The organism is Nonomuraea basaltis (assembly GCF_005893125.1).
GTDB lineage: Bacteria > Actinomycetota > Actinomycetes > Streptosporangiales > Streptosporangiaceae > Nonomuraea > Nonomuraea basaltis.
Map to the genome: position 1 here is coordinate 114,548 of NZ_VCJS01000006.1, position 25,196 is coordinate 139,743.

The following is a 25,196-nucleotide window of genomic DNA, read 5'->3' on the forward strand; positions in this document are numbered from 1 at the left end:
GCAGGTGATCGCGCGAGGGTTAACCCAACAGTTCGGCCCCGCCCGCCAACGCGCCAGACCATACAGGCGGATCGTACCAGTTTGTCCCGTTCATGGTCACGATCTCGCACGCACACTCAACGCGGCCACGCCGAACAGGACGACGTCCTTGTCCGTGGCGATCGTCAGTCCCGGGTCCGCTCCGAGTTCAGCGCCGACCGTATCGATGTCGGCACCGAACGTCATCTCCGCCACGCCGCTCGATGAGCCGTCGAAGACGTTCGCGCGGTGGCGGCCGCCGCCCACGGGGGTGAGGGCGCCGGTGCCGAGGGAGACCTTGTCACCCTCGAGATCGGCGTCGCCCTCCCACGTCACCAGCTCCACCCTGGCCGGAGCGGCCGCGGGGGTCAGCCCGCCGATCGGGATCCGCACGCGCCGGTCCGCGCCGCCGACCACGGTGGCCGTGTCGAGCACCACGGCCTGGCTGTACGGCTCCGCCGGATCGCTGACGATCAGCACCAGGCTCCACCCGGCGTGCCGCGCCACCCCCTCCTCCAGCGGCGCGTCGGCCGCCCACCACATGCCGTTCCTGCGTACGCCGGCGACCAGCCCACTGACGTCGGCGAACGCCTGGTAGACGGGGCCTGCGGGCAGCTCGCGCACGGCCACATGGCCCGGCCGGACCGTCTCGTACTTCCGCCGCCCGGGCGGCCGGATCTTGATGGGCCCGGCGCGCTCACCGCTCGCCGACCAGTAGAGCCCGGCCCACACGACCCGGCTGCTCTTCGGCAGGGACAGCCGGGCCGCGCTTGAGGCGGCGGTGTCCGGCACGTCGTCCCGGTCGAGCGCGGCCATCGGCCACAGGTCGTTGTCGCGCTGGTCGCCCTGGCGCCGCCGGGCCTGCGGGCAGCCCACCCGCTCTTCGGGGCAGCTCAGCAGGGCGTTGCCGATCGCCCTGACGGTCACCCTGCCCTCGGTGGCGAACCTGGCAGGCGCCCCGGTCGCGCGTACGCCCTCCTCGGCCCGCGCCCTGACCCGCAGCGAGCCGGCCTCGACGCGTACGGCGGGCCCCGCGCCCTCCGGCGCCTCCCCTGCCACCAGCACCCGCAGGAACACCGCCGTGCCCTGCCCGGCGCCGAGCGGCTCCCTGGCGCACCGGGCGCCGCCACCGACCGGGCGGCAGGCCCAGCCGTCCACCGTGCCGACGGGGCCGGGGCGGGCGGTCTGGTGGTGCCGGGCCGTCGGGATGAGCGCCACGCCCGGCGGCAGGTCCACGAGCGCCGCCAGCTCCTCGCTGGGCGCGTCGCCGTAGTTGCGCAGCCGGATGCGGACGATGCCGGGCTGGGCGCGTACGAGCGCTCCGAGGGGTTCGATGGTCGCGCGCAGCCGGGCACTGTCCAGTGGCTTCGCGGTCTTGACCGGGGGCGGGACCCGCACGGGGACCTCGCTCGGCTGCGGCTGCGGCTGCGCCGGCCGCACCGACGCGGGCGGCTGGGCGATCGGCGCCGTCGCGGGCCGCTTCGTGGCCGGCCCCTCCTCGGAGATCAGCAGGAGCGCCGCCACCGCGACGGCCGCGCCGCCCGCGATCGCGGCCTGCTGGTGCCTGGGCGCCCGCCGCAGCCGGCCGGCCACCCGTAGCAGGCGGCCCGCGCCGCCGCCGGTTGCCGACTTGGCGAGCGCGGCCGCGTAGCCGCCGAAGAGCGGTCCGGCGATCAGCGGCCCCACCATGACGCGCAGCCCGCGGTTGACGTCGGTCAGCTCCAGCAGGACCCCGTGGCACTCCTCGCAGCCGTTCACGTGCTCGTCGACGGCCTTGGAGTCGCGCCTGGCCAGCCCGCCCCTGACGTAGGCGCCCATCTTGCCGAGCACCGGCCGGCATTCGTGCTGCGGCTGCTCGCCCAGGTGTATCTGCAGGTAAGCCTGCCGCAGCCCTTCCCGCGCCCGGTACGCCAGCGCCGCCACGCCGTTGACCGACAGGCCGAGCAGCGGCGCCACGCCGGCCGGCCTGCTCTTCTCTACCTCGGTGTGCCAGAGCACCGCCCGCCACCGCTCGGGCAGCGACAGGTACGCCCGGGCGATCAGCGACTTCTCCAGCCCGACGAGCGCGGGATCGACGAACGGCACCCCGGGGTCGTACTCCTCGATCTCCCCCGTGGCCACCTGGCGGCTCTCGATCCTGGAGCGGTCGTGGACCGTGCGCCGCACCACGGTCAGCAGGTAGGTGCGGAACGCGGCGTCGGGACCCTTACCCCGGCCGACCAGGTCGAGGATCTTCGTGAACGCCTCGGCGACCACGTCGTCGGCCTCCGTGCCCCTGACGAGCTGCCGGGCCAGCGCGCGGGCCGCGGCGACATGGCGCTCATAGAGCTGCCCGTACGCTGCGGCGATGCCCTCTTTGACGGCCCGAAGCAGATCTGCGTCGCTTTGCGGCGATTCGACACCCATAGTGACCTCACGATTACGCGGGGTTTCCCGGCGCAATCATTCCGCATTCCCGTCATGACTAACCCGGGAAGCCGTCTTTACCGTCGGCGCGGCAGGAGCATGGCGGAGGGCCGGTCCCGAGGCGGGGTACGCGATCGAGGCCGTGTCCGAGGGGCCACGACCTCGCCCTGATCAGGACCCTAAGCTTGGACGCATGACAGATCGCGACAACCTGCTGGCCGAGATCAAGAAGAAGGCCGTCGTGCACGGCAAGGTCATCCTCTCCTCGGGGCTGGAGGCGGACTACTATCTCGACCTGCGCCGGATCACGCTCGACGGCGTGGCCGCGCCCCTCGTCGGCAGAGTGATGCTCGACGTGACCGAGGACCTGGACTACGACGCGGTGGGCGGGCTCACGCTGGGGGCCGACCCCGTGGCGGCCGCGATGCTGCACGCGGCGGCGGCGCGCGGCCGCACGCTGGACGCGTTCGTGGTGCGCAAGGCGCAGAAGCAGCACGGCATGCAGCGCAGGATCGAGGGTCCCGAGGTGAAGGGGCGGCGGGTGCTCGCGGTCGAGGACACCTCCACGACCGGCGCCTCGCCGCTGACCGCCGTCGAGGCGCTGCGGGAGGCGGGCGCCGAGGTGGTGGGCGTGGCCACGATCGTGGACCGGGGCGGGAGCGAGCGGATCATCGGCGAGGGGCTCGAATACCGCACCGCCTTCACCTTGCGGGACCTCGGGCTCTAGCCTGGGGCGCGGACGGTGAACGCCTTCCGCGCGCCCGGCTCGCCCTGCTCGCGGGGCTTGCCGTTCTCGGTGACGCGGACCGTGCCCGCGTCGCTGAGCACCACGTCCAGCTCGGGCTCGAAGTAGCTGACCTCCTCGCCCTTGCTCATCTCGCGGTGCTGGAGCACGTCGCCGCCCGGCACCCGTACCGTGACGGTCGGGCAGGTCTCGGCCAGGCACTCGATGCGCACGGTCGGCACCTGGGCACTGGCCTCTTCCGTGGCGGGGCCCGTGGAGGCGAGGGTGGAGGCGCGCCCGGGCTCGGCCTGTGTCGGCGTGCCGATCGAGCCGAGCAGCGCGCGACCGCCGATGACCAGCAGTGTCAGCACGGCCCCGACCGCCAGGACGGCGAGCGCCAGGCGGGCGAGGCCCATCGGATCGGACCTGTGGCGTCCCACAGGGGGCAGCGTACCCGGAGGCAGGCCGCTCTTCCGAGAGTCGCGTACGACCTCAGTGCTGACTGTCCGTGCTCGACGGCACGCGGTGGTGCTTGCCGTTGGGCGAGGGGAGGCTCTTGGCCTTCCGGCGGTTCTTGATGACCTCGACGAAGATCGGGATCATCGAGATGAGGACGATGAGGAAGACGCCCGGCAGGATGTACTTGTCGATCTGCTTGGGGTCGACCTGCCCACCGAGAAAGTGGCCGACCAGGATCAGGCCCTCGGTCCAGACGACGCCGCCGATGACGTTCCACATGAAGAACCGCTTGGGCGGCATCTCCAGCACGCCCGCCACCGGATTCATGAACGTGCGCACGATCGGCACGAACCTTGCCAGAATCACCGCCTTGGCCGGGCCGAACTTCTCGAAGAACTCCTCGGCCCGGAGCACGTGCTCCCTCTTGAACAGCCGCGAATCCGGTTTGTCGAAGAGTTTGCGGCCGAATCTCGCGCCCAGGAAATGACCCAGCTGGGCGCCCGCGACCGCGCACACCGGGGTGCCGATCAGTAGGACCGGAAGGGAGAGGGGCTCGATGCCCATTCCCATGGCCACCGACGCCGAGCTGAAAATCCCCGCGGCCACCAGCAGCGAGTCACCGGGCAGGAAGAACCCGAGCAGCAGACCCGTTTCGGCGAAGATGATGGCCAGCACGCCGATCGTGGCGAAAGCGCCAAGGATCGTAAGCCACCATGTCGGGTCGAGGAGATTCAAAAGCCAGTCCACGCCGAGAGCCTACCTGGGAGCGGGCACGCGGGACGTGACCATCGGCCACGCGTTGTCTCTACCACACCGGGTAGTGAGCCGGAATACTGGGGGCCTGGCGCGAAGCCGTACCTTCTCAGGGAGATGAATCATGCCTATTGCGACTCCAGAGGTCTACGCGGAGATGCTCGACCGGGCCAAGGCCGGCGGATTCGCCTACCCGGCGATCAACGTGACCTCATCGCAGACGTTGCACGCCGCCCTCCGCGGCTTCGCCGAGGCGGAGAGCGACGGCATCGTTCAGGTCTCCACGGGCGGCGCCGAGTTCCTGTCCGGCGCGACCATCAAGGACATGGTCACGGGCGCGACGGCACTCGCCGAGTATGCCCGGGTCGTGGCCGCGAAATACCCCGTCACGGTGGCATTGCACACCGACCACTGCCCCAAGGACAAGCTCGACGGTTTCATGCGGCCGTTGGTCGACATCTCGCTGGAGCGGGTCTCGAAGGGCCTGGACCCGCTCTTCCAGTCGCACATGTGGGACGGCTCCGCCGTACTGCTCGACGAGAACCTGGAGATCGCCAAGGAGCTCCTCGACAAGTGCGCGCGGGCGCGGATCATCATGGAGATGGAGATCGGCGTCGTCGGCGGCGAGGAGGACGGCGTCGTCGGCGAGATCAACGAGAAGCTCTACACGACCGCCGAGGACGCGCTGGCCACCGCCGAGGCCGTGGGCGTCGGCGACCAGGGCCGCTACATGCTGGCCGCCACGTTCGGCAACGTGCACGGCGTCTACAAGCCGGGGCACGTCAAGCTGCGGCCGAGCGTGCTGAAGGAGATCCAGGACGCGGTCGGCGCCAAATACGGCAAGGAGAAGCCGTTCGACCTGGTCTTCCACGGCGGCTCCGGCTCGCTGCTCGAAGAGATCCACGAGGCGATCTCGTACGGCGTCGTCAAGATGAACGTCGACACCGACACCCAGTACGCCTTCACCCGCCCGATCGCCGACCACATGTTCCGCAACTACGACGGCGTGCTCAAGGTGGACGGCGACGTGGGCAGCAAGAAGGCCTACGACCCGCGTGCTTACGGCAAGGCCGCCGAGGCCGGGATGGCGGCCCGGGTGACCGAGGCGTGCGAAAGCCTCAAGTGTGCCGGGACGAAGATTTCGTAGCCACTTCGGCGGCCTGGCGGGTATGACTTGTCCTATGGATAACCTTCTCGCCGGGCCGCCCCCGACTCACATGCCGGACCTGCCCGAAGCCAGGGAGGCGCTGGAATCCGGTGCCAAGGCCTCCGACGTGGCCGCTCGCTTCCCCGCCTATCCGGCGGCGTGGGCCGCGCTGGCGGAGGAGTACTTCGCACAGGGGCATGCCGTCACCTCCTACGCCTTCGCGCGTACGGGCTATCACCGCGGGCTCGACCAGCTCCGCCGCAGCGGCTGGAAGGGCCACGGGCCCATTCCGTGGGAGCACGAGCCCAATCGCGGGTTCCTGCGCTGTCTGTACTCGTTGTCGAGAGCCGCCCAGGCGATCGGGGAGAAGGACGAGGCCGAGCGGTGCGCGCAGTTCCTGAAGGACAGCACGGAGACCGGTTACGAGGCGCTGACGAAGGGTTAGCCGCCGGCCTCTTGGGACGAATGGGCATACTCGGGTAGTCTCTCTACGCAAGAGCCCCTGACGCGCTTGCGCCAGGGGTTTCGTTTTGTGCACGGGAGACTGAACCATGCCGGCTGCCGTTCTCGTTGGTGCCCAGTGGGGCGATGAGGGCAAGGGCAAGGCCACTGACTTGCTCGGTGGCGACGTCGACTACGTCGTCCGCTATCAAGGTGGTAACAACGCGGGACACACCGTCGTCATCGGCGACCAGAAATACGCGCTGCACCTACTGCCCACGGGGATCCTGTCACCCGACGTGGTGCCCGTGATCGGCAACGGTGTGGTCATCGACCCGGGCGTGCTGCTGAGCGAGATCGACGGCCTGGCGGCGCGGGGCATCACCGCCGACCGGCTGCTGATCTCCTCCAACGCGCACCTGATCATGCCGCACCACAAGGCGCTCGACAAGGTCACCGAGCGCTACCTCGGCAAGGCCAGGATCGGCACGACGGGGCGCGGGATCGGGCCCGCGTACGGGGACAAGATCGCCCGTATGGGCGTGCGGGTGCAGGACCTGCTCGACCCCGGCATCCTGGCCAAGAAGATCGAGGTCGCGCTGACCGAGAAGAACCAGGTGCTGACCAAGGTCTACAACCGGCGCCGCATCGAGCCGGAGGCGGTGCTGGAGGAGTACCTCGCCTACGCCGAGCGGCTCAAGCCGCACATCGCCGACACCTCGCTGGTGCTGTCCAAGGCGCTTGACGACGGCAAGTTCGTGCTGCTGGAGGGCGGGCAGGGGACCCTGCTCGACATCGACCACGGCACGTACCCGTTCGTCACGTCGTCGTCCCCCACGTCGGGCGGCGCGTGCGCCGGGGCCGGCATCCCGCCGAACCGCCTCACCAAGATCATCGGCATCCTGAAGGCGTACACCACGCGGGTCGGCTCCGGGCCGTTCCCGACGGAGCTGACCGACGAGATGGGCGACTGGCTGCGCACGACCGGCGGCGAATACGGCGTCACCACCGGCCGCAACCGCCGCTGCGGGTGGTTCGACGCGGTGATCGCCCGGTACGCGACCCGGGTCAACGGGATCACCGACTACTTCCTCACCAAGCTCGACGTGCTGTCGGGGCTGGAGCGGATCCCGGTGTGCGTGGCGTACGACGTGGACGGTGTGCGGCACGACGAGATCCCGATGACGCAGACCGACTTCCACCACGCGACGCCGATCTACGAGGAGCTCCCGGGGTGGCGGGAGGACATCACCAGCGCCAAGTCCTTCGATGACCTGCCGCCGAACGCGCAGGCGTACGTGCGGACACTGGAGGAGATGAGCGGGGCCCCGATCTCCGCCATCGGCGTCGGGCCCGGCCGCGACCAGACCGTGGTGGTGCGCTCGCTCGTCTAGCGCAAACCGTGGGGATGGAGATCCCATCCCCACCCGCACCTCTCAAAAGCCGATCACTACGGCTGCCGTCACAGGCGTGTGAAGGGTCCAGCCGAGCGTCTGGTAGAGCGCCTGACCCTCGGCGGTCGCCACCAGCACCCCGCTCCGCGCGCCCAGCGACGCGGCGCTCGCCGTCAGGGTGCGCATGATGACGGTGCCGAGGCCGCGGCGGCGGTGGTTGGCCGCGGTCTCCACCTGGTCCACCACGGCCGTGGAACCGGCCACGGCGAACTGGCCGCGGGCCGCGATCTCGCCGGCCGCTGTCAGCAGGCGGGCCGCCGTGACCCCGGCCCTGGTGGTGACGGCCAGGGTGTAGCCGGGGGGCGCCTGCGGGGGCGCGACGCGGGTCAAGGGGACGGTCATCATGTGCTCGGCGTCCTTGAGTGCCCACGCCGGAGGCAGCAGCGGGGCGACGGCCTCGGCCGGGGCGCAGAGCTTGAGCCAGGTGCCCGGGGTGGTGAGCGTCGTGGTCAGGTGGCGGAGGATCCCTGGGGTCGGGGCGGCCACGATGTGGCGGGCCACGTGTCCTGGCAGGCCCACGTCCACGCGCAGGCCCCACGGTTCGCGTACGGGTTCGGGGGCGTTGCGGGAGATGACCCAGCCCTCGACCCATGCCCGGACTGTTGGGAAATAGGCCACTTTGAGAACCTCCGTCATACAGAACAGCCTATTGTCCCGCCGTCACCACACGACCGGGCGTTGCAGGATAAAAAGGACACGGCGTGGCACTGCCTAGTCATGCCTCGAGGCAGGTAGGGTCCGGGTTGTGCGCGTTGAGATTCATGGTCACCGGGGTGCTCGGGGCCTCTGGCCGGAGAACACCCTGCCGGGTATGAGCCGCACGATGGAGCTCGGCGTTCACGCGCTCGAGTTCGACGTCGCGCTCACCGCCGATCGGCGTCTCGTGCTCACGCACGACCTCAAGGTGTCGGCGGTGACCAGCGCCGACAGGCGGCCGCTCCACGTGGGTGATCCGCTCTATCCGTACGTCGGCAAGCCGATCAACGCCCTCACGCTGGCGCAGCTGCGCATGCTCGACGTGGGCGTGCGGCTGCCGCGGCATCTCGACGACCCCTTCGCGCTGACCCAGGTCGCCATGCCGGAGACCAGGATGCCGACGCTCGGCGCGGTGCTGGGGCTGGTGAACGCGTACGAGGCGGAGGGCGTACGGCTGCACGTCGAGCTGAAGTCCGATCCCACCAGACCCGAGCTGACCCCCGACCCGGAGATGTTCACCGAGCTCGTCGTCGACGAGCTCGACCGGCACGGCAGGCTCGGCAACGTGGCCATCCTGAGCTTCGACTGGCGGATCATCCGGCACGCCGCCGAGATCGCGCCGGGCACGCGCCGGTTCGCGCTGATCGAGCTGGACACCCTGCACTGGCACGACGACTTGGGCGACGACATTCCCGCCGCCGCCCGTGCGGCCGGGGCCACCACGCTCTCCCCCGAACACGTGATGGTGGACGAGGCGCTGATGGCGCAGGCGGCCGCGGCGGGGCTCGACGTGGCGGTCTGGACGGTCAACGAGGCCGGGTTGGCCGGAAGGTTGCTGGATCTCGGGGTCAGCGGGGTGGTGACCGACTATCCCGATCGTATGCGGGACCTGTGGCGGGAGCGCGGGCTCGAGTTGCCCGATCCGGTCGGCCCGCTCAAGCCCGTCGGCGTCTGAGCCCGCTCGCGGTCAAGCCCGTCAGACACCGAGCGCCCCCTACAGCCAGCCGTTGCGGCGGAAGCCGCGGTGCAGGAGCACGCAGGCGGTGATCATGACGGCCAGCACCGCCGGGTAGCCCCAGACCTGCTTGGTCTCCGGCATGAAGTCGAAGTTCATGCCGTAGACGCCGGCGATCATCGTGGGCACGGCCAGGATGGCCACCCATGAGGAGATCTTGCGCATGTCCTCGTTGGCCAGCGCGTTCGAGCGGGCCAAGGCGGCCTGCAGGATCGAGCTGCACAGCTCGTTCGAGGACTCCACCTGCTCACACACCCGGGACAGGTGGTCGCCGACGTCGCGGAAGTAGTCGCGCATCTCCGACGGGATCATGCGGCGCTGGGGCAACGCGGACAGCGGGGCCCGGAGCGGGGTGATGGCCCGCTTCATCTCCAGCATCTCCCGCTTGAGCTGGTAGATCCGGTTGATGTCGCGGGAGCTGACGTCGGCGAACACGGTCGCCTCGACCTCTTCGAGCTCCAGCTGCATGAGATCGGCGACCTGCAGGTACTGGTCGACGACGTGGTCGGAGATGGCGTGCAGCACGCCCGCCGGCCCGCGGTTCATCAGCTTGGGCTTGTCCTCAAGGCGGTCGCGGACCACGGTGAGCGGGCAGTGCTCGCCGTGCCGCACCGTCACCACGAAATCCACGCCGAGGAAGACCATGATCTCGCCGGTGGCGATGATCTCGCTGTTGTCGGTCAGCTCGTCGTGGTCGAGGTACGCGATGGTCTTGAGCACCATGAACAGCGAGTCGCCGTACCGCTCGACCTTGGGGCGCTGGTGCGCCTTGACGGCGTCCTCGACGGCCAGCGGGTGCAGGCCGAACACCTCGGAGAGCCACTCCACCTCGGGGGCCCCCGGCTCATGCAGGCCCACCCAGACGAACGCCTTGGCGCCCTCGGCGCTCTGGTTGTGCTCGCGTACGAGGCCGAGCGCCTCGACGATGCCCGTGGCCGAGACCTTCTTGCCCTGCACGTAGGCGCCGAACTCGACGATGGAGTCGCCAGGGGGCACGCAGACCTCACGCACCGGCTGGGTGAGCTGGCGCGTGGTGCGTGGCTGTACGTGGTGACGGTTGATACGACGGAAAAGCGTGGACGAGCGCATGGCAGTCCCTTTCCGCCCGACCTGGCACGCTCCACGCGCGACGAAAAGTCACCTCAATCAACACACATGCGTGGAGGCACGATCAGGCTGCCGGATTGGAGTGGTCGGGGGTACACCGGCTGTACGTGTGGAAGCACGTACTGCTGGGATCACCAGGATTCATCCCGGACCACCTCCAATCGCAAGAGACACCGCAAAGCCGCCTCAACCTACCACAGGCGGGTGAACCTATCCGACGATACCTGGCAGACGGTTCACCGATCAGGTAGAACTCGACAAAGATTGCTGCCTATTCCGGCATTTGGTGTCCTGGAGACCGGAGCCTGCACCTGGTGGCGGAGCTGCGACAATGGAACGTGTGCGCGTTCTAGTCATTGGTTCCGGAGGGCGTGAGCACGCCCTGTGCCGTTCTCTCAAACTCGACCCCCAGGTCACCGAGCTCCACTGTGCCCCTGGCAACCCGGGCATCGAGGAGGTCGCGACCGTCCATCCCGTCGATCCCCTCGACCCCGGGCAGGTGGCCGAGCTGGCCTCGCGGCTCCGTGTCGATCTCGTGGTGGTGGGGCCGGAGGCGCCGCTCGTGGCCGGCGCGGCCGACGCCGTGCGCGAGGCGGGCATCGCCTGCTTCGGGCCCTCCAGCGAGGCCGCCATGATCGAGGGCTCCAAGGCGTTCGCCAAGGAGATCATGACGGCGGCCGACGTGCCGACCGCGCGGGCCAGGGCCTGCGTCACCGAGGAGGAGGCCGCGGCGGCGCTCGACGAGTTCGGGGCCCCATACGTGGTCAAGGCCGACGGCCTGGCCGCGGGCAAGGGCGTCGTGGTCACCGAGGATCGGGAGCAGGCGCTCGCGCACGCGCGGGCCTGCGAGCGGATGGTGATCGAGGAGTATCTCGACGGCCCCGAGGTGTCGCTGTTCGCGTTGTGCGACGGGAGCACCGCCGTGCCGCTGCAGCCCGCACAGGACTTCAAGCGGGCCTACGACGGCGGCGAGGGGCCCAACACCGGCGGCATGGGGGCCTATACGCCGCTCCTTTGGGCGCCCGAGGGGCTGACCGACCAGGTCATGCGGGAGGTCGTGCACCCGACGATGGCCGAGCTGTCGCGGCGCGGGCTGCCGTACCAGGGGGTGCTCTACGTGGGGCTGGCCCTGACCGCGAAGGGGCCGAAGGTGGTCGAGTTCAACGCCCGCTTCGGCGACCCGGAGACGCAGGTGATCCTGGACCGGCTCGAGACGCCGCTGGGCGGGCTGCTGATGGCGTGCGCGACCGGCGAGCTGGGGCTCGACCCGGTGTTCAAGAACGGCTCGGCCGTGACCGTGGTGATCGCGGCGGAGAACTACCCGGACACGCCGGTCAAGGGCGACGTGATCACAGGGCTGCAGGAGACCGAGCACGCGTACGTGCTCCACGCCGGCACCAAGCGCGCCGGCGACGACGTCGTCTCCAACGGCGGCCGGGTGCTGAACGTGGTGGGCAACGGGCCCGACCAGGAGACCGCCCGCCACAACGCCTATCACCTGGTCGAGCAGATCACGCTGCGCGGCTCGCATTACAGGACGGACATCGCGCGATGAAGCACGTGCACTCCGGCAAGGTACGCGACCTCTACGAGACCGACGACGGCCTACTGCTGATGGTCGCCTCCGACCGGCTCTCGGCCTTCGACTACGTCCTCGAGCCCGACATCCCTGACAAGGGGGCCATCCTCACGCAGATGTCGCTGTGGTGGTTCGACCAGCTCAAGGACGTCGTGCCCAACCATGTCGTGGCACGGGGCGACGACGCGCGCAGCGTGCTCTGCCGGCCGCTGCGGATGGTGCCGGTCGAGTGCGTGGCGCGGGGCTACCTGGCGGGCGGCGGGCTGGGCGAGTACCGGAGCGACGGCACAGTCTCCGGGGTACGCCTCCCCGACGGGCTGGAGGACGGGTCCCGGCTGCCGGAGCCGATCTTCACGCCGTCCACCAAGGCGCCCGCGGGGCAGCACGACGAGCCGATCTCGTACGAGCAGGTCGCGGCCGAGGTCGGCGCGGAGACGGCCGAGGAGCTGCGGCGGATCACGCTGGCCGTCTACACGCGCGGCGCGGAGATCGCCCTCGAGCGCGGCATCATCCTGGCCGACACCAAGATCGAGCTGGGCTGGGACGCCGACGGCATGCTGACGCTGGGCGATGAGGTGCTGACGCCGGACTCGTCGCGGTTCTGGCCGGCCGACGAATGGCGACCGGGCCGGGCACAACCTTCTTTCGACAAGCAATATGTACGTGATTGGCTCCTATCGCCCGAATCAGGATGGGACAAAGCCTCCGGAAACCCCCCACCGAGGCTCCCCGACCACGTGGTAGAGCGCACCAGGCAGCGATACCTAGAAGCGTATGAGCGCGTCACGGAGGCTCCGTTTGGCGGATGATTCGGCTGGGACATGTGGTGTTAGCGACTACTGTTGGCCCGATCAAGCCTCACGTTGATTCCAAGGAGCCGCACGAAATGGTCCGTTACCGCGTGCGCGGTGGCAACGCACTGCGTGGAACCGCGTTCATCCAGGGCGCGAAGAACGCCGTGCTACCCATGATCGGTGCGGCTCTGCTCGCCGCGAAGGGCCGCACCGTCCTGCGCAACGTGCCGATCATCGAGGACGTCCGCCGCGCCGTCGAACTGGCCGAGACCGTGGGCGCGTACGTCGAGCTGCACGAGTCGGAGCGCACCTTGGTCATCGACGCCTCCAGGCTGACCAGCGCGGTGCTGCCGGCCGAGATCGCGCGGCGCTTCCGCGGCTCCGTCCTGTTCACCCCCGCGCTGCTGCACCGGTTGGGCGAGGCGATCGTGGAGGGGGTCGGCGGCTGCAATCTCGGCAGCCGCAATCTCGACTTCCACTACCTCGGCTACAAGAGGCTGGGCGCGATCGTGGACGAGGGTGAGACCGTCATCCACGTCAAGGCGTCCGGGCTGACCGGCGCCACCCTCTACCTCGACACCCCGTCCCACACCGGCACCGAGAACCTCATCATGGCCGCCGCCCTGGCCAAGGGCACGACCGTGATCGAGAACGCGGCGCTGGAGCCCGAGGTGCTCGACGTCATCGACATGCTCACCAAAATGGGCGCGCGCATCAGCGGCGGCGGCACCGGGTTCATCACCGTGGAGGGCGTGGAGGAGCTGCGTGCCGTCGAGCACACGGTGATGCCCGACCGGCTCGACGCGGGCGTGTTCGCGATGGCTGCGGCGATCACCGGGGGCGAGCTCAGCCTGGTGGGCACCGGTCTCGACCTGGGCGTCGTGCGCTACAAGCTGGAGCAGATGGGCGTCGACTTCGCGCGGGAGGGCGCGGTGCTGCACGTGCGCTGCGACCGGCCGCTGCGGCCGATCAACATCATCACCGACACCTACCCGGGCTTCGCCACGGACCTGCAGTCGCCGATGATGACCGTCGCGGCGCTGGCCGACGGCACCAGCTACATCCACGAGCGCATCTTCGACGGCCGGTTCGCCCTGGCCGGGGAGCTCAACAAGATGGGCGCTAACGTGGAAGTCGAGGACAGCCGGGCCGTAGTGCGCGGCCGGACACCGCTGACCGGGACCCGGGTGACGGCGCACGATCTGCGTTCGGGGATCGCCCTGGTGCTCGCCGGGCTCGCGGCCGAGGGTGAGACGCTGATCGACTCCGGATACCTGATCGATCGCGGCCACGCACATCTTGCGGCGCGAATGCGTGCGCTTGGCGCGGACATTACACGAGAGATTTCTGAACACTAAAAAGCATCAGAAAAACCTCGTTGAGCTGCTAAGACATCTTGTCGGGCGGTCAACCTGAACGACTTTCCGGAAAAGTCGGGCGTGACATTACGGCCCCCGCGAGCGATCGTTCCAAAAGAGAGCACTGCAACGGACGGCAGGATGGGACGAACATTGGTCGAGAGGGCCGAAGAAACTCCCCGAGTGTCACGCCCGGGCGCTATGACACCGGACCTCACCATCGGCGTGGTCGGACCACACGATTTGGTGGAGCGGGTCATGTTGATGGGTCATGCCGCGGCGCCGCTGCCGTGTCGCCTGGTGGCGGCCGCCTACCGCGACGAGCAAGAGGCGCCCGACAAGGTGACGCGGCTCGGTCCCGGTGTCGACGCATGCCTGTTCGCCAGCCCGGTCCCTTATGACCTGGCCAGGCGTTCCGGTGTGCTGACGATGCCCGCGACGTACGTCCAACTCGGCGGAGCAGCACTGGTGGCGGCGCTGGCCAAGGCCGCGCTCGACACCCGCATGGACCCACAGAGGGTCAGCATCGACGTGGTCAGCAGGGCCGATGTCGAGGAGGCGTACACCGACCTCGGCATCCCCGCCACAGACGTGCACAGCCGCGACGAGCCGGGCGCCACCGGCACGATCGCGGCCTACCACGAACGCCTGGCGCGGCAGGGCGCGACCACGGGAGCGCTAACGTGCCTGCCCGCGGTGGCCGAACGGCTGCACGCGGCGGGCGTACCGGTCATCAGGATCCGGCCGACCTCCGCGGCGGTCCGCACGGCGCTGCACACCGCGGCGCTGCTCGGGGCGCACCACCGGCTGGAGGAGTCGCAGCTCACCGTAGTGCTGGTGGAGGTGCCGACGCTGCGCGAGCCTGTGCGCCGCGCCGCGCCCCGCTACTGGCGCGACGAGCTGCGGTTGTCGCTGCACCGGCTCCTGGTCCAGGAGGCGAACCGGATCAACGCCACCGTCTGGCCGATCGACGATCACAGCTACCTGGTCACCGCGACCAGGGGCTCGATCGCGGCGGCCACGGACGGGTTCAGGGTGTTGCCGTTCGCGGCCAGGATCAGGGACGAGCTGGGACTTGCGGTCGAGGTCGGCGTGGGAATGGGGCGCACGACCCACGACGCGGAGTCGCACGCGCGGGCCGCGCTCGCGCGGACGCAGGCCGGCAAGCAGGCCCAGGGGTTCGCGGTGGACCGCGAGGGGCGGGCGCTCATCCCGGCCCCGCGGATGCCGCCCACCGGGTCCACCGCACTGAAACCGAAGGGGGTGGAGGTGCTGGCCAGGCTGGCGGCCAAGCTCGAAGGCGGAGACACGGTGGTCGACGCGGAGGGCGCGGGCAAGATGCTCGGGGTCACGCCTCGTACGGCTCGGAGATTGCTGCGCACGCTGGTTGACGAGGGACTCGCGTGGCCGCTTCCGCCGAACCGCACACCCCAGCCGGGTCGTCCGCGCCAGTTGTACCGGCTCATCGTGGAGAAACTCGGTCCGCGATAGGGAGAAGCTCGCTGCCATGCGGCGGCTTCTCCCCGCACCGGGCCTCTCCGCATGCGCTGCTCACTTCGCGTGGGTCCGCCGCCTCCTTCCCCCTTCTGTGGGCGGCGGGCCCCTGGCCCGCAGTCAAACCCCTCCTTCTCGTACGGCAAGCCAACGAGACGCCACCCACCGCACAGGGCTGGGCGCCTCCAGGGAGACGGCCTCTGACCCGCACAGGGCGGGGCGCCGCTACGGCGCCCCGTGGGCCGTTTACGGGGTTACCCGTGACCTGCGGAAAGCCCTAACGTTGACGTGCGATGTCAGGTTTGCGAACTTGCGCATTGACTCTTGTGAACTTATTGGTTGACCCGCGTAGATGCGGGTATGTTCACGGACGCCCCCGATCGACAGGATTCGGACGGGGGCACCAACTTTTTCTGACACCTGACTCCGCACCGAGTCGAGCGTGGTTTACACCGTTTCGGGTGACTCGTGGTGATGTGGGGGTCGTGGTGGTATGGGTCTCGGCCTGTTTCGGTTGATTGGTCGCTTCGTTGCGGCTCGACGTTCCGGATATCGGGACACCCGCCGCCGATTCAGCGACCTCTTGCGAGAAGCCCCGGCTGTTGCGTCGGCCCGCGTCGATGACAAGCGTGCTGTGCGGCGCTGTGAGCGTTCTGGGAGCGCTGGCGGGCATGACCGGACAGGTTGTCAGCGCCCGCACGCAGTTCCCCTTATCGGGGCCGTGAGCGCGTTGATCTCGTTGCGTGGGGAGGCCATAGTCCAGAGTCCGATACCCGCGGGTGTTTTGTCGGGGGCGCCCGGTATGGTCATGAGCCATGCGTGCAAACACCCCTGACGGCCGTGCTCCCCTTCTGGTCTGGGGCGCCTTGGCGATCGTCTACGTGGTGTGGGGCTCCACCTACCTCGGCATCAGGATCGCCATCGAGACCATGCCGCCCATGCTCAGCGGCGCCCTGCGGTTCGTCACTGCCGCGCTGCTGCTCGGCGGCTTCCTGCTGATCAAGAAGGGCACTGCGGCGTTCCGGATGTCGCTGCCCCAGTTCGGCGGGGCCGCGCTGGTCGGGCTGCTGCTCCTGACCGGCGGGAACGGCATGGTCGCGGTGGCCGAGCAGCACATCTCCAGCGGCCTGGCGGCGTTGCTCGTGGCCTCGGTGCCGCTGTGGCTGGTGGTGTTCAGGATCGCGGCCAGGGACCGTCCCGCGGTGCTGACGCTGGCGGGCGTGCTGGTCGGGTTCGGCGGGGTCGCGGCGCTGTCGCTCAACGGCGGCGGGGCGTCGGCCAGCACGGGGGGGATCGTGGTGATCCTGGTGGCCTCGCTGTCGTGGTCGATCGGCTCGTTCCTGTCGGGGCGGATCCCGATGCCGTCCAACGTGTGGGCGGCCAGCACGGTCGAGATGCTCGTAGGCGGCGCGGGGCTGGCGGTGGCCGGCGCGTCGCTGGGCGAGCGGTTCGACGTCGCGGCGATCTCGGGGCGTTCGTGGGCGGCGCTGGCGTACCTGATCCTGGTGGGGTCGCTCGTGGGCTTCACCGCCTACACCTGGCTGCTCGGCAACGCGCCGATCTCCCTCGTCTCGACGTACGCGTACGTCAACCCGGTCGTGGCCGTGATCCTCGGCGTGCTCGTGGTGAACGAACACGTGACGGCCCAGATCGTGGCCGGCGGCGCGGTGATCCTGGTGGGCGTCGCCCTGGTGGTGTCCACCGAGCGACGCTCCAAAGCCAGGACACCCGTCCCCGAGAAAGTCAGGGTCTAGCGGAGAACGCCTTGGCGGCGGCGAGGAACGCGTCGTTCGCCTCGGGATCGCCGATGGACACGCGGGCGCCCTCACCGGCGAACGGCCGCACCGCCACCCCCTCCTCGGCGCAGGCGGCGGCGAAGTCGAGGGTGCGCTCGCCGAGCCGCAGCCAGACGAAGTTGGCCTCGGTGGGCGGCACCGTCCACCCCTGCCCGATGAGCGCCTCGCGGACGCGGGTGCGCTCCTTGACCACCCGCTCGACCCGCTCCAGCAGCTCGTCCTCGGCCTGCAGCGAGGCGATGGCCGCCACCTGGGCGAGGTGGTTGACGGCGAACGGGACGATCGTCTTGCGCACGGCGGCGGCCACCGGCTCCTGCGCGATCATGTATCCGACCCGCAGGCCGGCCAGCCCGTAGGCCTTCGAGAACGTGCGCGTGACGCAGAGGTTCGGCCGGTCGCGGTAGAGGGAGAGGCCGTCGGGGACGTCGTCGTCGCGTACGTACTCGTGGTAGGCCTCGTCCAGCACCACCAGCACGTCCTCGGGCACCCGGTCGAGGAACGCCTCCAGCGCGCGGCGCCGGATCGCCGTCCCCGTCGGGTTGTTCGGGTTGCACAAGAAGACCAGGCGGGTGCGGTCGTTGATCGCCTCCGCCATGGTGTCAAGGTCGTGGTCCTCGCCCGCCAGGGGCACCCGCACGGACGTCACCCCGGCCAGGTCGGCGAGGAGCGGGTAGGCCTCGAACGACCGCCACGCGTACACGACCTCGGACCCCGGCTCCCCCACCGCCTCCAGCAGCTCCTGCGCCACCGTGACGGAGCCCGGACCGAGCGCGACGTGGCCGAACGGCACGCCGTGCCGCTCGGCGATGGCCTCGGTCAGCTTGATCGCCCCGGGGTCGGGATAGCGGTTGATGTGGCGCGCCCCCTCTGCGATCGCCTCGACCACCGAAGGCAGCGGGTCGTAGGGGGATTCGTTGGACGAGAGCTTGTACGACCTCCCGTCGGGGGCCGCGACGGCCTTGCCCGGCTTGTAGGGGGCCATGGTGTCGAGGATCTGGCGGAAACGAGGCATGGCCTTACCTTAGAAGGCGCGGCGAGGTGGGGCATCACCCGTCCGAGCTCGGGCCTGCCCATTCCTGGCATCCACCGGTCACGAAGCCCTTGTCCGTGGGCAGGACCGTGACCGAAATCGCCCCCAGGACGAGCCCGAGGGGATCACGTCGCCGCCCCTGCCCGCAGTCCCCGCGGCCTGGCCCAGGTGCACTCAAGGATGGGGATCGCCCCGCGCCGTGCTCGAAACGGGGCCCGGCTACTCCTTGAGGCTGCGGAGCATCGGCGGGTGGAGGAGCTCGGCGGGGCCGCGGCGGTAGAGCTTGGCCGGACGGCCGCCGTCTCTCGTCGTGGTGGCGCCCGTCTCCACCAGGAAACCCTCCGCCTTGGTGACCTTGCGATGGAAGTTCCTGGGGTCCAGGGAGCGGCCCCAGACGATCTCGTAGACGCGGCGCAGGTCCGCCACCGTGAACTCCGGCGGGCAGAAGGCCGCCCCCAGCGACGTGTACTCCAGTTTCGCGCGGGCCCGCTCCACCCCGTCGAGCATGATGCGGCGGTGGTCGAAGGCCATGACCGTGAGGGAGTCCACCGACTGCCAGCTCATGTGGGCCTTCTCCGAGGCCGGCAGGTCCGGGGCCAGCCCGAGGTAGGCGACGCTCAGGACGCGTTGGCGGGGGTCGCGGTCCGGATAGCCGTAGGTCTGGAGCTGCTCCAGGTGCACCGGCGCGCCCGGGAGGCCGGCCCGTTCGGAGAGGATGCGGTGGGCTGCGGCCGGGAGGTCCTCGTCGAGCTGGATGAAGCCGCCCGGCAGCGACCAGCGGCGCAGGAACGGCGGGTTGTCGCGGCGCCACACCAGTGCGCTCAGCGCGTGGTTACGGACGGTGAGGACGACCAGGTCGACGCTGACCGGGACGCTCGGGACCATGGACCGCACGTTACACGCAGTTTCGTGTGAGCGGCGAACCGCCGCTACGTCGCGATGCGGACGTGCAGTGGCTCCGTGGTGGCCTGGCCGGACGGCGCCTTGACGGTGATCTTGACCCACTCACCGGCCGGCACCTGGGCCCAGTCGAACGGCACCCAGGCCGTGGACATCCCCTCCGGCAGCTCCTCCTCCAGCGGGTCCTCGTCCAGCCAGCCCACCGCGGACACCGCCATGTCCGTCGTCCCGCCGGACCACTCGACGGTGACCGTGCTGTCCTTGAGGTTGTAGCCGCGGACCTCCAGCCCGTCCTGGATGTCGCGGCCGCGCCGGATGGCGTCCACCGCGATCGGCCGCTGCCAGTCCGAGGTGATCTCCTTCTCGAGCGAGGGCCGGCCGCAGGTCATGAAGTCGCTCCACATGTAGGAGACGACCTTCTGCACGTAACGTCCGGCCATCGTGACGGCCTGGTCCATGCGCTTCTTGTCGGTCTTGCCGCGCGTGCCCTGCGGGGCGCACGGCTCCTTGCCCGACGGCTCGAACGCCTCCACGTTGGCCCACAGCTGCACCTGGTGGCCGGCCTTCAGCATCTCCTCGCGGGCGATCGACATCTCGCGGTAGTAGTCGCGCGTGGACCCGTGGTACGCGGTCCCGTACGTGGACTCCCCGACCACCGGCCGCAGCCGCTCGTCCACCTCGGTGTCGCGCTCGTCGGGCCAGAACAGGCCGACCTTGCCGGTGCCCCGGCTGTCCTGCGGCGCGATGATGCCGACCCCCGTCCCCGCCAGGGCCTTGAACGCCTCGGCCACCTGCTCGGGCGTCTGCCCGAAGCCCACCCGCTTGCGGGCGTCCATGTACGGGCTGATCAAGATGGGTTTGCCGGGCAGGACCTGCTCGACGATCGTGTGCTGGTCGGCGTACACCTCCAGCGTCGGGTTCGAGGCCAGGGTGGCCGACATCTGGACCTCGAACGGCTGGTAGAGGCCGCCCAGAGCGTCGCGGTCGGCGAAGCGGGTGCCGTAGTCCTGCAGGATGCGCCGGGTCAGCGTGGTGAGGATGCCGATGTGGTGCTTGTAGGCCCTGGTCGGGGTGCCGGGGTCGCGCGGGGCCAGCGGCAGCGAGGGGAAGATCTGGATGCCGAACTGGTCGCCCAGCTTGAGCAGCTCGGTCAGGCTGTCCTTGTTGGAGCCGGCCACCAGGATCAGGTCGTAGGAGGCGCCCTTGCGGGAGAAGTCGCAGGTGGCGTCGTCCGAGCCGTCGGGCTGGGTGATGAGCCGGAAGTAGGTGCGGTTGCCCGCCTTGATGCTGCGCTCCATCTGGGGGCAGCGGAACAGGTCGGGGCCGAACGACTCGTCGGTTCTGTAGACGTACGTGCGGCCGATCTTGTTGCCCGGGTTGGCCTGCTTGAGATCGCGCTCGGCGGCGTCGTGGCAGGTCAGCCCGTCCTCCTCGCACGCCTTGTAGGTCGAGTCGAGCTCACCGTTCCTGGTCAGGATCTCGCCGCTGCCGGAGACGGTGCGGAACTGCAGGCCGTACCCGATCCTGATGATCGTGTCGCCGCCGACGTCGTGGATCTCCTTCAGCTGGGTCCGCCACGTGCAGGGGTTCGACTTGGGCATGATCCAGTAGCCGGTGACGGCGTAGGGGGCCTTCTCCTTGGTCTCGAACGTTCCGCAGGAGTCGGTGAACTCGGTCACCTGCGGCGTCGGCTCGGTCTGCGACGGTTTGGCCGACGCCGTCGGGCTGGCCGTGGCGGTCGGCCTGTCGTCCGCGGACGGCAGGACCGTGACCACGGCGGCGACCACGGCCACGATGGCTACGCCCACGATCAGGAAGAGCCAGCGCACGTTCAGGAACCTACCGCCCTCGAAGATTTCCGGTTATCGCTTGACCCCGGCCCAGGACTCCAGCTGGGCGACGAACCGCTTGGCCGAGTTGGGCCAGTGGTGGTTGGCGCGGGCCGCCGCGTAGCCGCGCGCGCCCTGCGCCCGCCGCTCGCGTACGTCGTCCCGGAGCGTCAGCACGGCCTGTGCGACCGCCTTGGGGTCCTCCCAGGGCACCACGACGCCGCTGTCGTAGCGCTCGACGAGCTCCACGGCCCGTGGCGACGGGGTGGTGATGACGGGGATGCCGTGCGCCATGTACTCGACGATCTTCGTGGGCATCGAGTGCCGGTAGTTCGGCTCGTCGTGCAGCAGCGACAGCCCGGCCAGCGCCCCGTCGAGCCGCTTGAGCGCCTCGTCGTTGGGCATGAAGTCGCGCCACTCCAGCAGGCCCTCGGTGACGGCCTGGTTGAGCACGGGGCGGCTCTGCGGGTCGGCGTACCCGATCAGCTCCACGGCCACCCGGTACGGCTGCAGCAGCTTGGCCACCTCGACGGCCTCGGCCACGCCCCGGGCCTTGGACAGCCAGCCGAGATAGACCACGCGGTCGTCGCCCGGCGGCGTCACGGAGTCGGGCACCCAGGTCTCGTTCGGCACGATCGGGTGGGCGTGCTTGAACCTGCCCGCGTAGGCCGTCTCGGCCAGCATCAGGTGCAGGTGACGCTCGGCGGTGCCTTCCAGCATGCGGGCCAGGAAGCGCACGGGGGGCCGCAGCAGCGAGGGCAGCCAGGGCTTGAGCGAGAGCGTGGCCGGCGTGTCCTCGTGCACGTCCCACACCACGGGCGGCCGGTTGCGCACGCCCCACACCGCGAACAGCAGCTCGGGGTCGTGGATTAAGACGAGGTCGACCTTGTCGCGCATGCGCTTGAACACCCGCCGCGCGGCCCAGGTCGCCGAGAAGCGCTGGCGCTGCGCGGCCCTGGGCAGATCGACCCCGGTGACCCAGGGTCGGGGGACGACGCCGAAGGCGGTGAAGGCGGCGGCATACGTGACCTCATGACCGGCATCCACGATAGCCCGGATCTGCCGATGCAGGATCCGAGCATCCTCGGGGTTATGCACCACCGTCATGACGAGCACGTGCACTGCGCGCAGCCCTCCGTCGCTACAGCCGCTCGACGCGTTCACCCTCGGCGAGCACGCCGCGGGTGTCGAGCACGAGCCTGGCCTTCGCCTCGACCATGTCGAGGTCGAACGCGGCATGCTGCTGCAGAAGCAGCGTCACGTCGGCGTTGACCACGGCCTCGGCCAGATCCTCTTCACGCGGCACCTGCGTGCCGTCTACCGACCACTCCTTGACGTACGGGTCCACGAACGAGAGGTCGGCCCCCAGCTCCAGCAGCGCACGCGCCACCGGGAGCGCCGGGGTTTCCCGCTCGTCGGCGATATCCGGTTTGTAGGTGACGCCGAGCATAACGACTCTTGCGCCGTTCACCGGCTTCTTATACCGGTTCAGCAGTCGCTGGACGCGGGCCACCACGTAGGACGGCATCCGCTCGTTGATCTCCTGCGCCAGCTCCACGAACCTGAACGGGTAGCCGAGCTTGCGCACGGTGTACGACAGGTACGACGGGTCGACCGGGATGCAGTGCCCGCCGACGCCCGGTCCGGGCAGGAACTTCTGGAAGCCGAAGGGCTTGGTCGCCGCGGCCTCGATCGACTCCCACAGGTCGATGCCGAGCTCGTCGCAGAAGATCGCCATCTCGTTGACGAGGGCGATGTTGACGTGCCGGTAGGTGTTCTCCAGCAGCTTGGCCATCTCGGCCTCGCGGGTGCCGGAGACCGGCACCACCTGCTCGATGAACTGCCCGTAGAACGCGGTCGCCCGGTCCCGGCAGGCCGGCGTGTAGCCGCCCACGACCTTGGGCGTGTTGCGCAGGCCGAACTTGGGGTTGCCCGGGTCGATGCGCTCGGGCGAGAAGGCCAGGTGGAAGTCCTCGCCGGCGACCAGCCCCGAGCTCTCCAGCAGCGGCCTGGCCACCTCGTCGGTGGTGCCGGGCCAGGTGGTGGACTCGAGCACGACGAGCGTGCCCTTGCTCAGGTTGCGCGCGACGGTCTTGGTCGCGCCCTCCACGGCGGACAGGTCCGGGCGGTGGTCCTCGTCCAGCGGCGTGGGCACGCAGATGACGATCGTGTTGCTCCGGGCCAGCACGGCCTCGTCCAGCGTGGCGGTGAACCCGTTGGCCAGCATGTGCTCGAGATCCGCGTCGGTCAGGTCGTCGATGTACGACTTCCCGGCGCTGAGCGCGTCGACCTTGGCAGCGTCGACGTCCACGCCCACGACTCGCAGGCCGGCGGCCACCGCCTCTTTGGCGAGCGGCATGCCGACGTAGCCCAGGCCGATGACAGCCAAGTCGATTTCTGTCACAGCCGCGCCTTTGGGAGCCGGAAACAACACTTCATGGTCGCAAAGGTTATCTCAAGTCCACCTAGCTCACGCCTAATGCGAGCGAAACGCTCACAAGTGGCAGGCAACATGAAGGTCATCATTCGGCAAGTGACCGGTATAGAGCTTGATAAGTCTCGGCCACGCGGCTCCAGGTGCGCTTCGCGGCCACTTCCGCCCGGCCCGCCTCGCCCATCTCGGCGCGCCTGGCCGGGTCCTCCCGGAGCGCGGCGAGCGCCTTGGCGAGCGACTCGGGATCGCCCGGCGGCACCAGCAGCCCGGCGCCGTCGGAGCCGACCAGCTCCGACAGGGCGGGCAGATCGCTGAGCACGACAGGCTTTCCGAGCGCCATCGCCTCGACGGGTTTCAATGGCGTAACGAGTCGGCACACCCGCAGGTCCTCGCGGGGGCAGGCGAAGATGTCGATGGCGTCCTGCGCCTGCAGCGCCTCGTCGGGGCCGACCCGGCCGGGCAGGACGGCGTCGCTCAGGCCCAGCTCGCCGACCAGTTCGAGGAGGTTCTCGCGCTCGGTGCCGTCGCCCACGATGAGCACCCGCACCGGTGTGCCCTCGTCGCGCAGCACCGCGGCGGCGCGCAGCAGGGTGGCGAACCCCTCGTAGGCCACGATGCTGGACACCGAGCCGACGACGATCTCATCGGGCGCGATGCCGTACGCGTCCCTGAACGAGGCGCCGTCGTAGTGCGCCGTCAGCAGCGAGTCGTCCACGGCGTTGGGTGCCAGGTGGATCTTCTCCCTGGGCACGCCGCGCTCGACGATCTCGGTGGCCATGGTCTCGGCCAGCGTGACGACCGCGTCGGCCTCGCGCATCAGGAACGCCTCGCGGTCGCGCTGGAGCAGGTGCCGCTGGCTGCCGACCCGGATCGGGTCGCGGGAGGCCCAGGTCTCCTCAAGGAAGCCGCGTACCTCGTAGACGAACGGCGTGCCCGTCCTGTCGCGCACCGCGTGCGCGATCGAGCCGTTGCGGTGGTCGGTGGCGGCGTGCACGATCTGCGGCCGCAGCTCGGTCACGAGCTTGGTGACCCGTTCGGCGCCCCTGATGATGCGCCCCTGCGTCTCGAACGGCATCTCGCCGTGCCTGTCCGGCAGCAGCCGGTAGTACGGGACTCCGTCGATCTCCTCGAACGGCGCGGCGTCCGCGTGCCCCTGCAGCATCGGCCAGCCCCAGCTCGTGACCACGTGCGGGTCGATCCCGGCGGCCTTCTGGGAGGTGACGATGCGGTGGGTGCGGACGGTGTATCCGGCCTGCGTGTACGGCAGCGCGTTCGTGACCACGTGCAGGACCCGGTTCTCGACCCGGCTCAGGATGGCGATCTTGGGCGCGGGCGGGATCGGATCGGGGCTGATGGCGGCCAGCTCGCCCCGGTAGTAGGCGGCCCTGCGCTTGACGAACGGGTATTTGGTGTGCGCCGCGAGCGCCGCGGCGGCCTCGCTGACCCGGCCGGCGTCCCAGTGGGCCTTGGCCTCGTTCCACGGCGCCTTGACCACGCGCATGCCGAACTTGCGCACCGCGCGCCGGGCCCGGCGCGCGGCCGGCCAGGCGAACTTGCCCACGACGGGACGCAGCCGGGGCGGGAGCGCGTCGGCGGCCGCCTGGGCCACCCGGACGGGGTCGGATTTGACCTTCGTCGCGACGACGCGGGAGACGATGATCGGGTGCTGGACGAAGCCCTTGAGAAGTCCACCGACGCCGGCACGGGCGGACTTCGCGGAAACCTTAGAGGAGTCTTGACGACTGGCGTCGGATGCCACGCC

The 25,196-nt window shown here is 69.8% G+C and carries 21 protein-coding genes; 10 read left to right on the forward strand and 11 right to left on the reverse strand.

All coding sequences use genetic code 11. The features are described 5' to 3' along the window. Positions 1–96: 96 nt before the first annotated feature. On the reverse strand, positions 97–2,424 hold the full coding sequence (locus EJK15_RS04575; RefSeq protein WP_138709081.1) for a sigma-70 family RNA polymerase sigma factor: 2,328 nt from the start codon (positions 2,422–2,424) through the stop codon (positions 97–99). A 193-nt stretch (positions 2,425–2,617) separates the two neighbouring features. On the opposite strand from EJK15_RS04575, the gene pyrE reads away from it, so the two are divergent. Further along, positions 2,618–3,151, forward strand: a complete 534-nt coding sequence (gene pyrE / locus EJK15_RS04580; RefSeq protein ID WP_138709082.1) for an orotate phosphoribosyltransferase — start codon at positions 2,618–2,620, stop codon at positions 3,149–3,151. On the opposite strand, the gene EJK15_RS04585 is transcribed toward pyrE, so the two are convergent. Together EJK15_RS04585 and EJK15_RS04590 are read right to left on the reverse strand one after the other, a co-directional pair. Beyond that, a complete protein-coding gene (locus tag EJK15_RS04585) occupies positions 3,148–3,588 on the reverse strand; it encodes a hypothetical protein (RefSeq protein WP_138709083.1) in 441 nt (146 codons plus the stop codon). The genes pyrE and EJK15_RS04585 overlap by 4 nt on opposite strands. 52 nt (positions 3,589–3,640) lie before the next feature. Then, complete coding sequence (locus EJK15_RS04590) at positions 3,641–4,354, reverse strand: DedA family protein (RefSeq protein ID WP_240776768.1); 714 nt, start codon at positions 4,352–4,354, stop codon at positions 3,641–3,643. 130 nt (positions 4,355–4,484) lie between these two features. On the opposite strand from EJK15_RS04590, the gene fbaA reads away from it, so the two are divergent. The 3 genes from fbaA (at position 4,485) to EJK15_RS04605 (ending at position 7,342) form a co-directional block, all read left to right on the forward strand. After that, complete coding sequence (gene fbaA, locus EJK15_RS04595; RefSeq protein ID WP_138709084.1) at positions 4,485–5,507, forward strand: class II fructose-bisphosphate aldolase; 1,023 nt, start codon at positions 4,485–4,487, stop codon at positions 5,505–5,507. A gap of 34 nt (positions 5,508–5,541) precedes the next feature. Next, the gene (locus EJK15_RS04600) at positions 5,542–5,952 is read left to right on the forward strand and encodes a DUF3151 domain-containing protein (protein WP_138709085.1); all 411 of its coding nucleotides are present in this window, start codon (positions 5,542–5,544) and stop codon (positions 5,950–5,952) included. Between the two features lie 106 nt (positions 5,953–6,058). Beyond that, a complete protein-coding gene (locus tag EJK15_RS04605; RefSeq protein WP_138709086.1) occupies positions 6,059–7,342 on the forward strand; it encodes an adenylosuccinate synthase in 1,284 nt (427 codons plus the stop codon). Positions 7,343–7,384: 42 nt separating this feature from the next. On the opposite strand, the gene EJK15_RS04610 is transcribed toward EJK15_RS04605, so the two are convergent. After that, positions 7,385–8,038, reverse strand: a complete 654-nt coding sequence (locus tag EJK15_RS04610) for a GNAT family N-acetyltransferase (RefSeq protein ID WP_240776769.1) — start codon at positions 8,036–8,038, stop codon at positions 7,385–7,387. Between the two features lie 109 nt (positions 8,039–8,147). Between EJK15_RS04610 and EJK15_RS04615 the strand changes: the two genes are divergently transcribed. Then, positions 8,148–9,053: a glycerophosphodiester phosphodiesterase family protein gene (locus tag EJK15_RS04615; protein WP_138709087.1), complete on the forward strand. Its 906-nt coding sequence runs from the start codon at positions 8,148–8,150 to the stop codon at positions 9,051–9,053. 39 nt (positions 9,054–9,092) lie between these two features. Here the strand turns inward: EJK15_RS04615 and corA are convergent, their stop codons facing one another. Next, the gene (corA, locus tag EJK15_RS04620) at positions 9,093–10,202 is read right to left on the reverse strand and encodes a magnesium/cobalt transporter CorA (RefSeq protein ID WP_138709088.1); all 1,110 of its coding nucleotides are present in this window, start codon (positions 10,200–10,202) and stop codon (positions 9,093–9,095) included. A gap of 358 nt (positions 10,203–10,560) precedes the next feature. On the opposite strand from corA, the gene purD reads away from it, so the two are divergent. From purD to EJK15_RS04645, 5 genes are all read left to right on the forward strand, one after another. Beyond that, entirely contained in the window at positions 10,561–11,775 is a 1,215-nt protein-coding gene (gene purD / locus EJK15_RS04625; protein WP_138709089.1) for a phosphoribosylamine--glycine ligase, read from the forward strand. Next, a complete protein-coding gene (locus EJK15_RS04630; RefSeq protein WP_138709090.1) occupies positions 11,772–12,608 on the forward strand; it encodes a phosphoribosylaminoimidazolesuccinocarboxamide synthase in 837 nt (278 codons plus the stop codon). The genes purD and EJK15_RS04630 overlap by 4 nt, the downstream gene beginning before the upstream one ends. 77 nt (positions 12,609–12,685) lie before the next feature. Continuing rightward, complete coding sequence (gene murA, locus EJK15_RS04635) at positions 12,686–13,951, forward strand: UDP-N-acetylglucosamine 1-carboxyvinyltransferase (protein WP_138709091.1); 1,266 nt, start codon at positions 12,686–12,688, stop codon at positions 13,949–13,951. A gap of 201 nt (positions 13,952–14,152) precedes the next feature. Beyond that, positions 14,153–15,442 (forward strand): GTP cyclohydrolase IIa, encoded by a 1,290-nt coding sequence (locus EJK15_RS04640; protein ID WP_103956886.1) that lies wholly within the window; start codon positions 14,153–14,155, stop codon positions 15,440–15,442. An 818-nt stretch (positions 15,443–16,260) separates the two neighbouring features. Beyond that, positions 16,261–17,199 (forward strand): EamA family transporter, encoded by a 939-nt coding sequence (locus tag EJK15_RS04645; protein ID WP_171074114.1) that lies wholly within the window; start codon positions 16,261–16,263, stop codon positions 17,197–17,199. On the opposite strand, the gene hisC is transcribed toward EJK15_RS04645, so the two are convergent. The 6 genes from hisC to EJK15_RS04675 all read right to left on the reverse strand — a co-directional run bounded on the left by hisC (position 17,189) and on the right by EJK15_RS04675 (position 25,193). Then, positions 17,189–18,253, reverse strand: a complete 1,065-nt coding sequence (hisC, locus tag EJK15_RS04650) for a histidinol-phosphate transaminase (RefSeq protein ID WP_171074115.1) — start codon at positions 18,251–18,253, stop codon at positions 17,189–17,191. The two genes, EJK15_RS04645 and hisC, sit on opposite strands and share 11 nt — an antisense overlap. Positions 18,254–18,490: 237 nt before the next feature. Then, positions 18,491–19,156: an NUDIX hydrolase gene (locus tag EJK15_RS04655; protein WP_138709092.1), complete on the reverse strand. Its 666-nt coding sequence runs from the start codon at positions 19,154–19,156 to the stop codon at positions 18,491–18,493. Between the two features lie 44 nt (positions 19,157–19,200). After that, a complete protein-coding gene (locus EJK15_RS04660; protein WP_138709093.1) occupies positions 19,201–21,000 on the reverse strand; it encodes a DUF4434 domain-containing protein in 1,800 nt (599 codons plus the stop codon). A gap of 33 nt (positions 21,001–21,033) precedes the next feature. Continuing rightward, positions 21,034–22,122 (reverse strand): glycosyltransferase, encoded by a 1,089-nt coding sequence (locus EJK15_RS04665; protein ID WP_138709094.1) that lies wholly within the window; start codon positions 22,120–22,122, stop codon positions 21,034–21,036. A gap of 19 nt (positions 22,123–22,141) precedes the next feature. Next, a complete protein-coding gene (locus EJK15_RS04670) occupies positions 22,142–23,404 on the reverse strand; it encodes a nucleotide sugar dehydrogenase (RefSeq protein ID WP_138709095.1) in 1,263 nt (420 codons plus the stop codon). Positions 23,405–23,522: 118 nt separating this feature from the next. Continuing rightward, entirely contained in the window at positions 23,523–25,193 is a 1,671-nt protein-coding gene (locus tag EJK15_RS04675) for a glycosyltransferase family 4 protein (RefSeq protein ID WP_138709096.1), read from the reverse strand. Between the last annotated feature and the right edge of the window lie 3 nt (positions 25,194–25,196).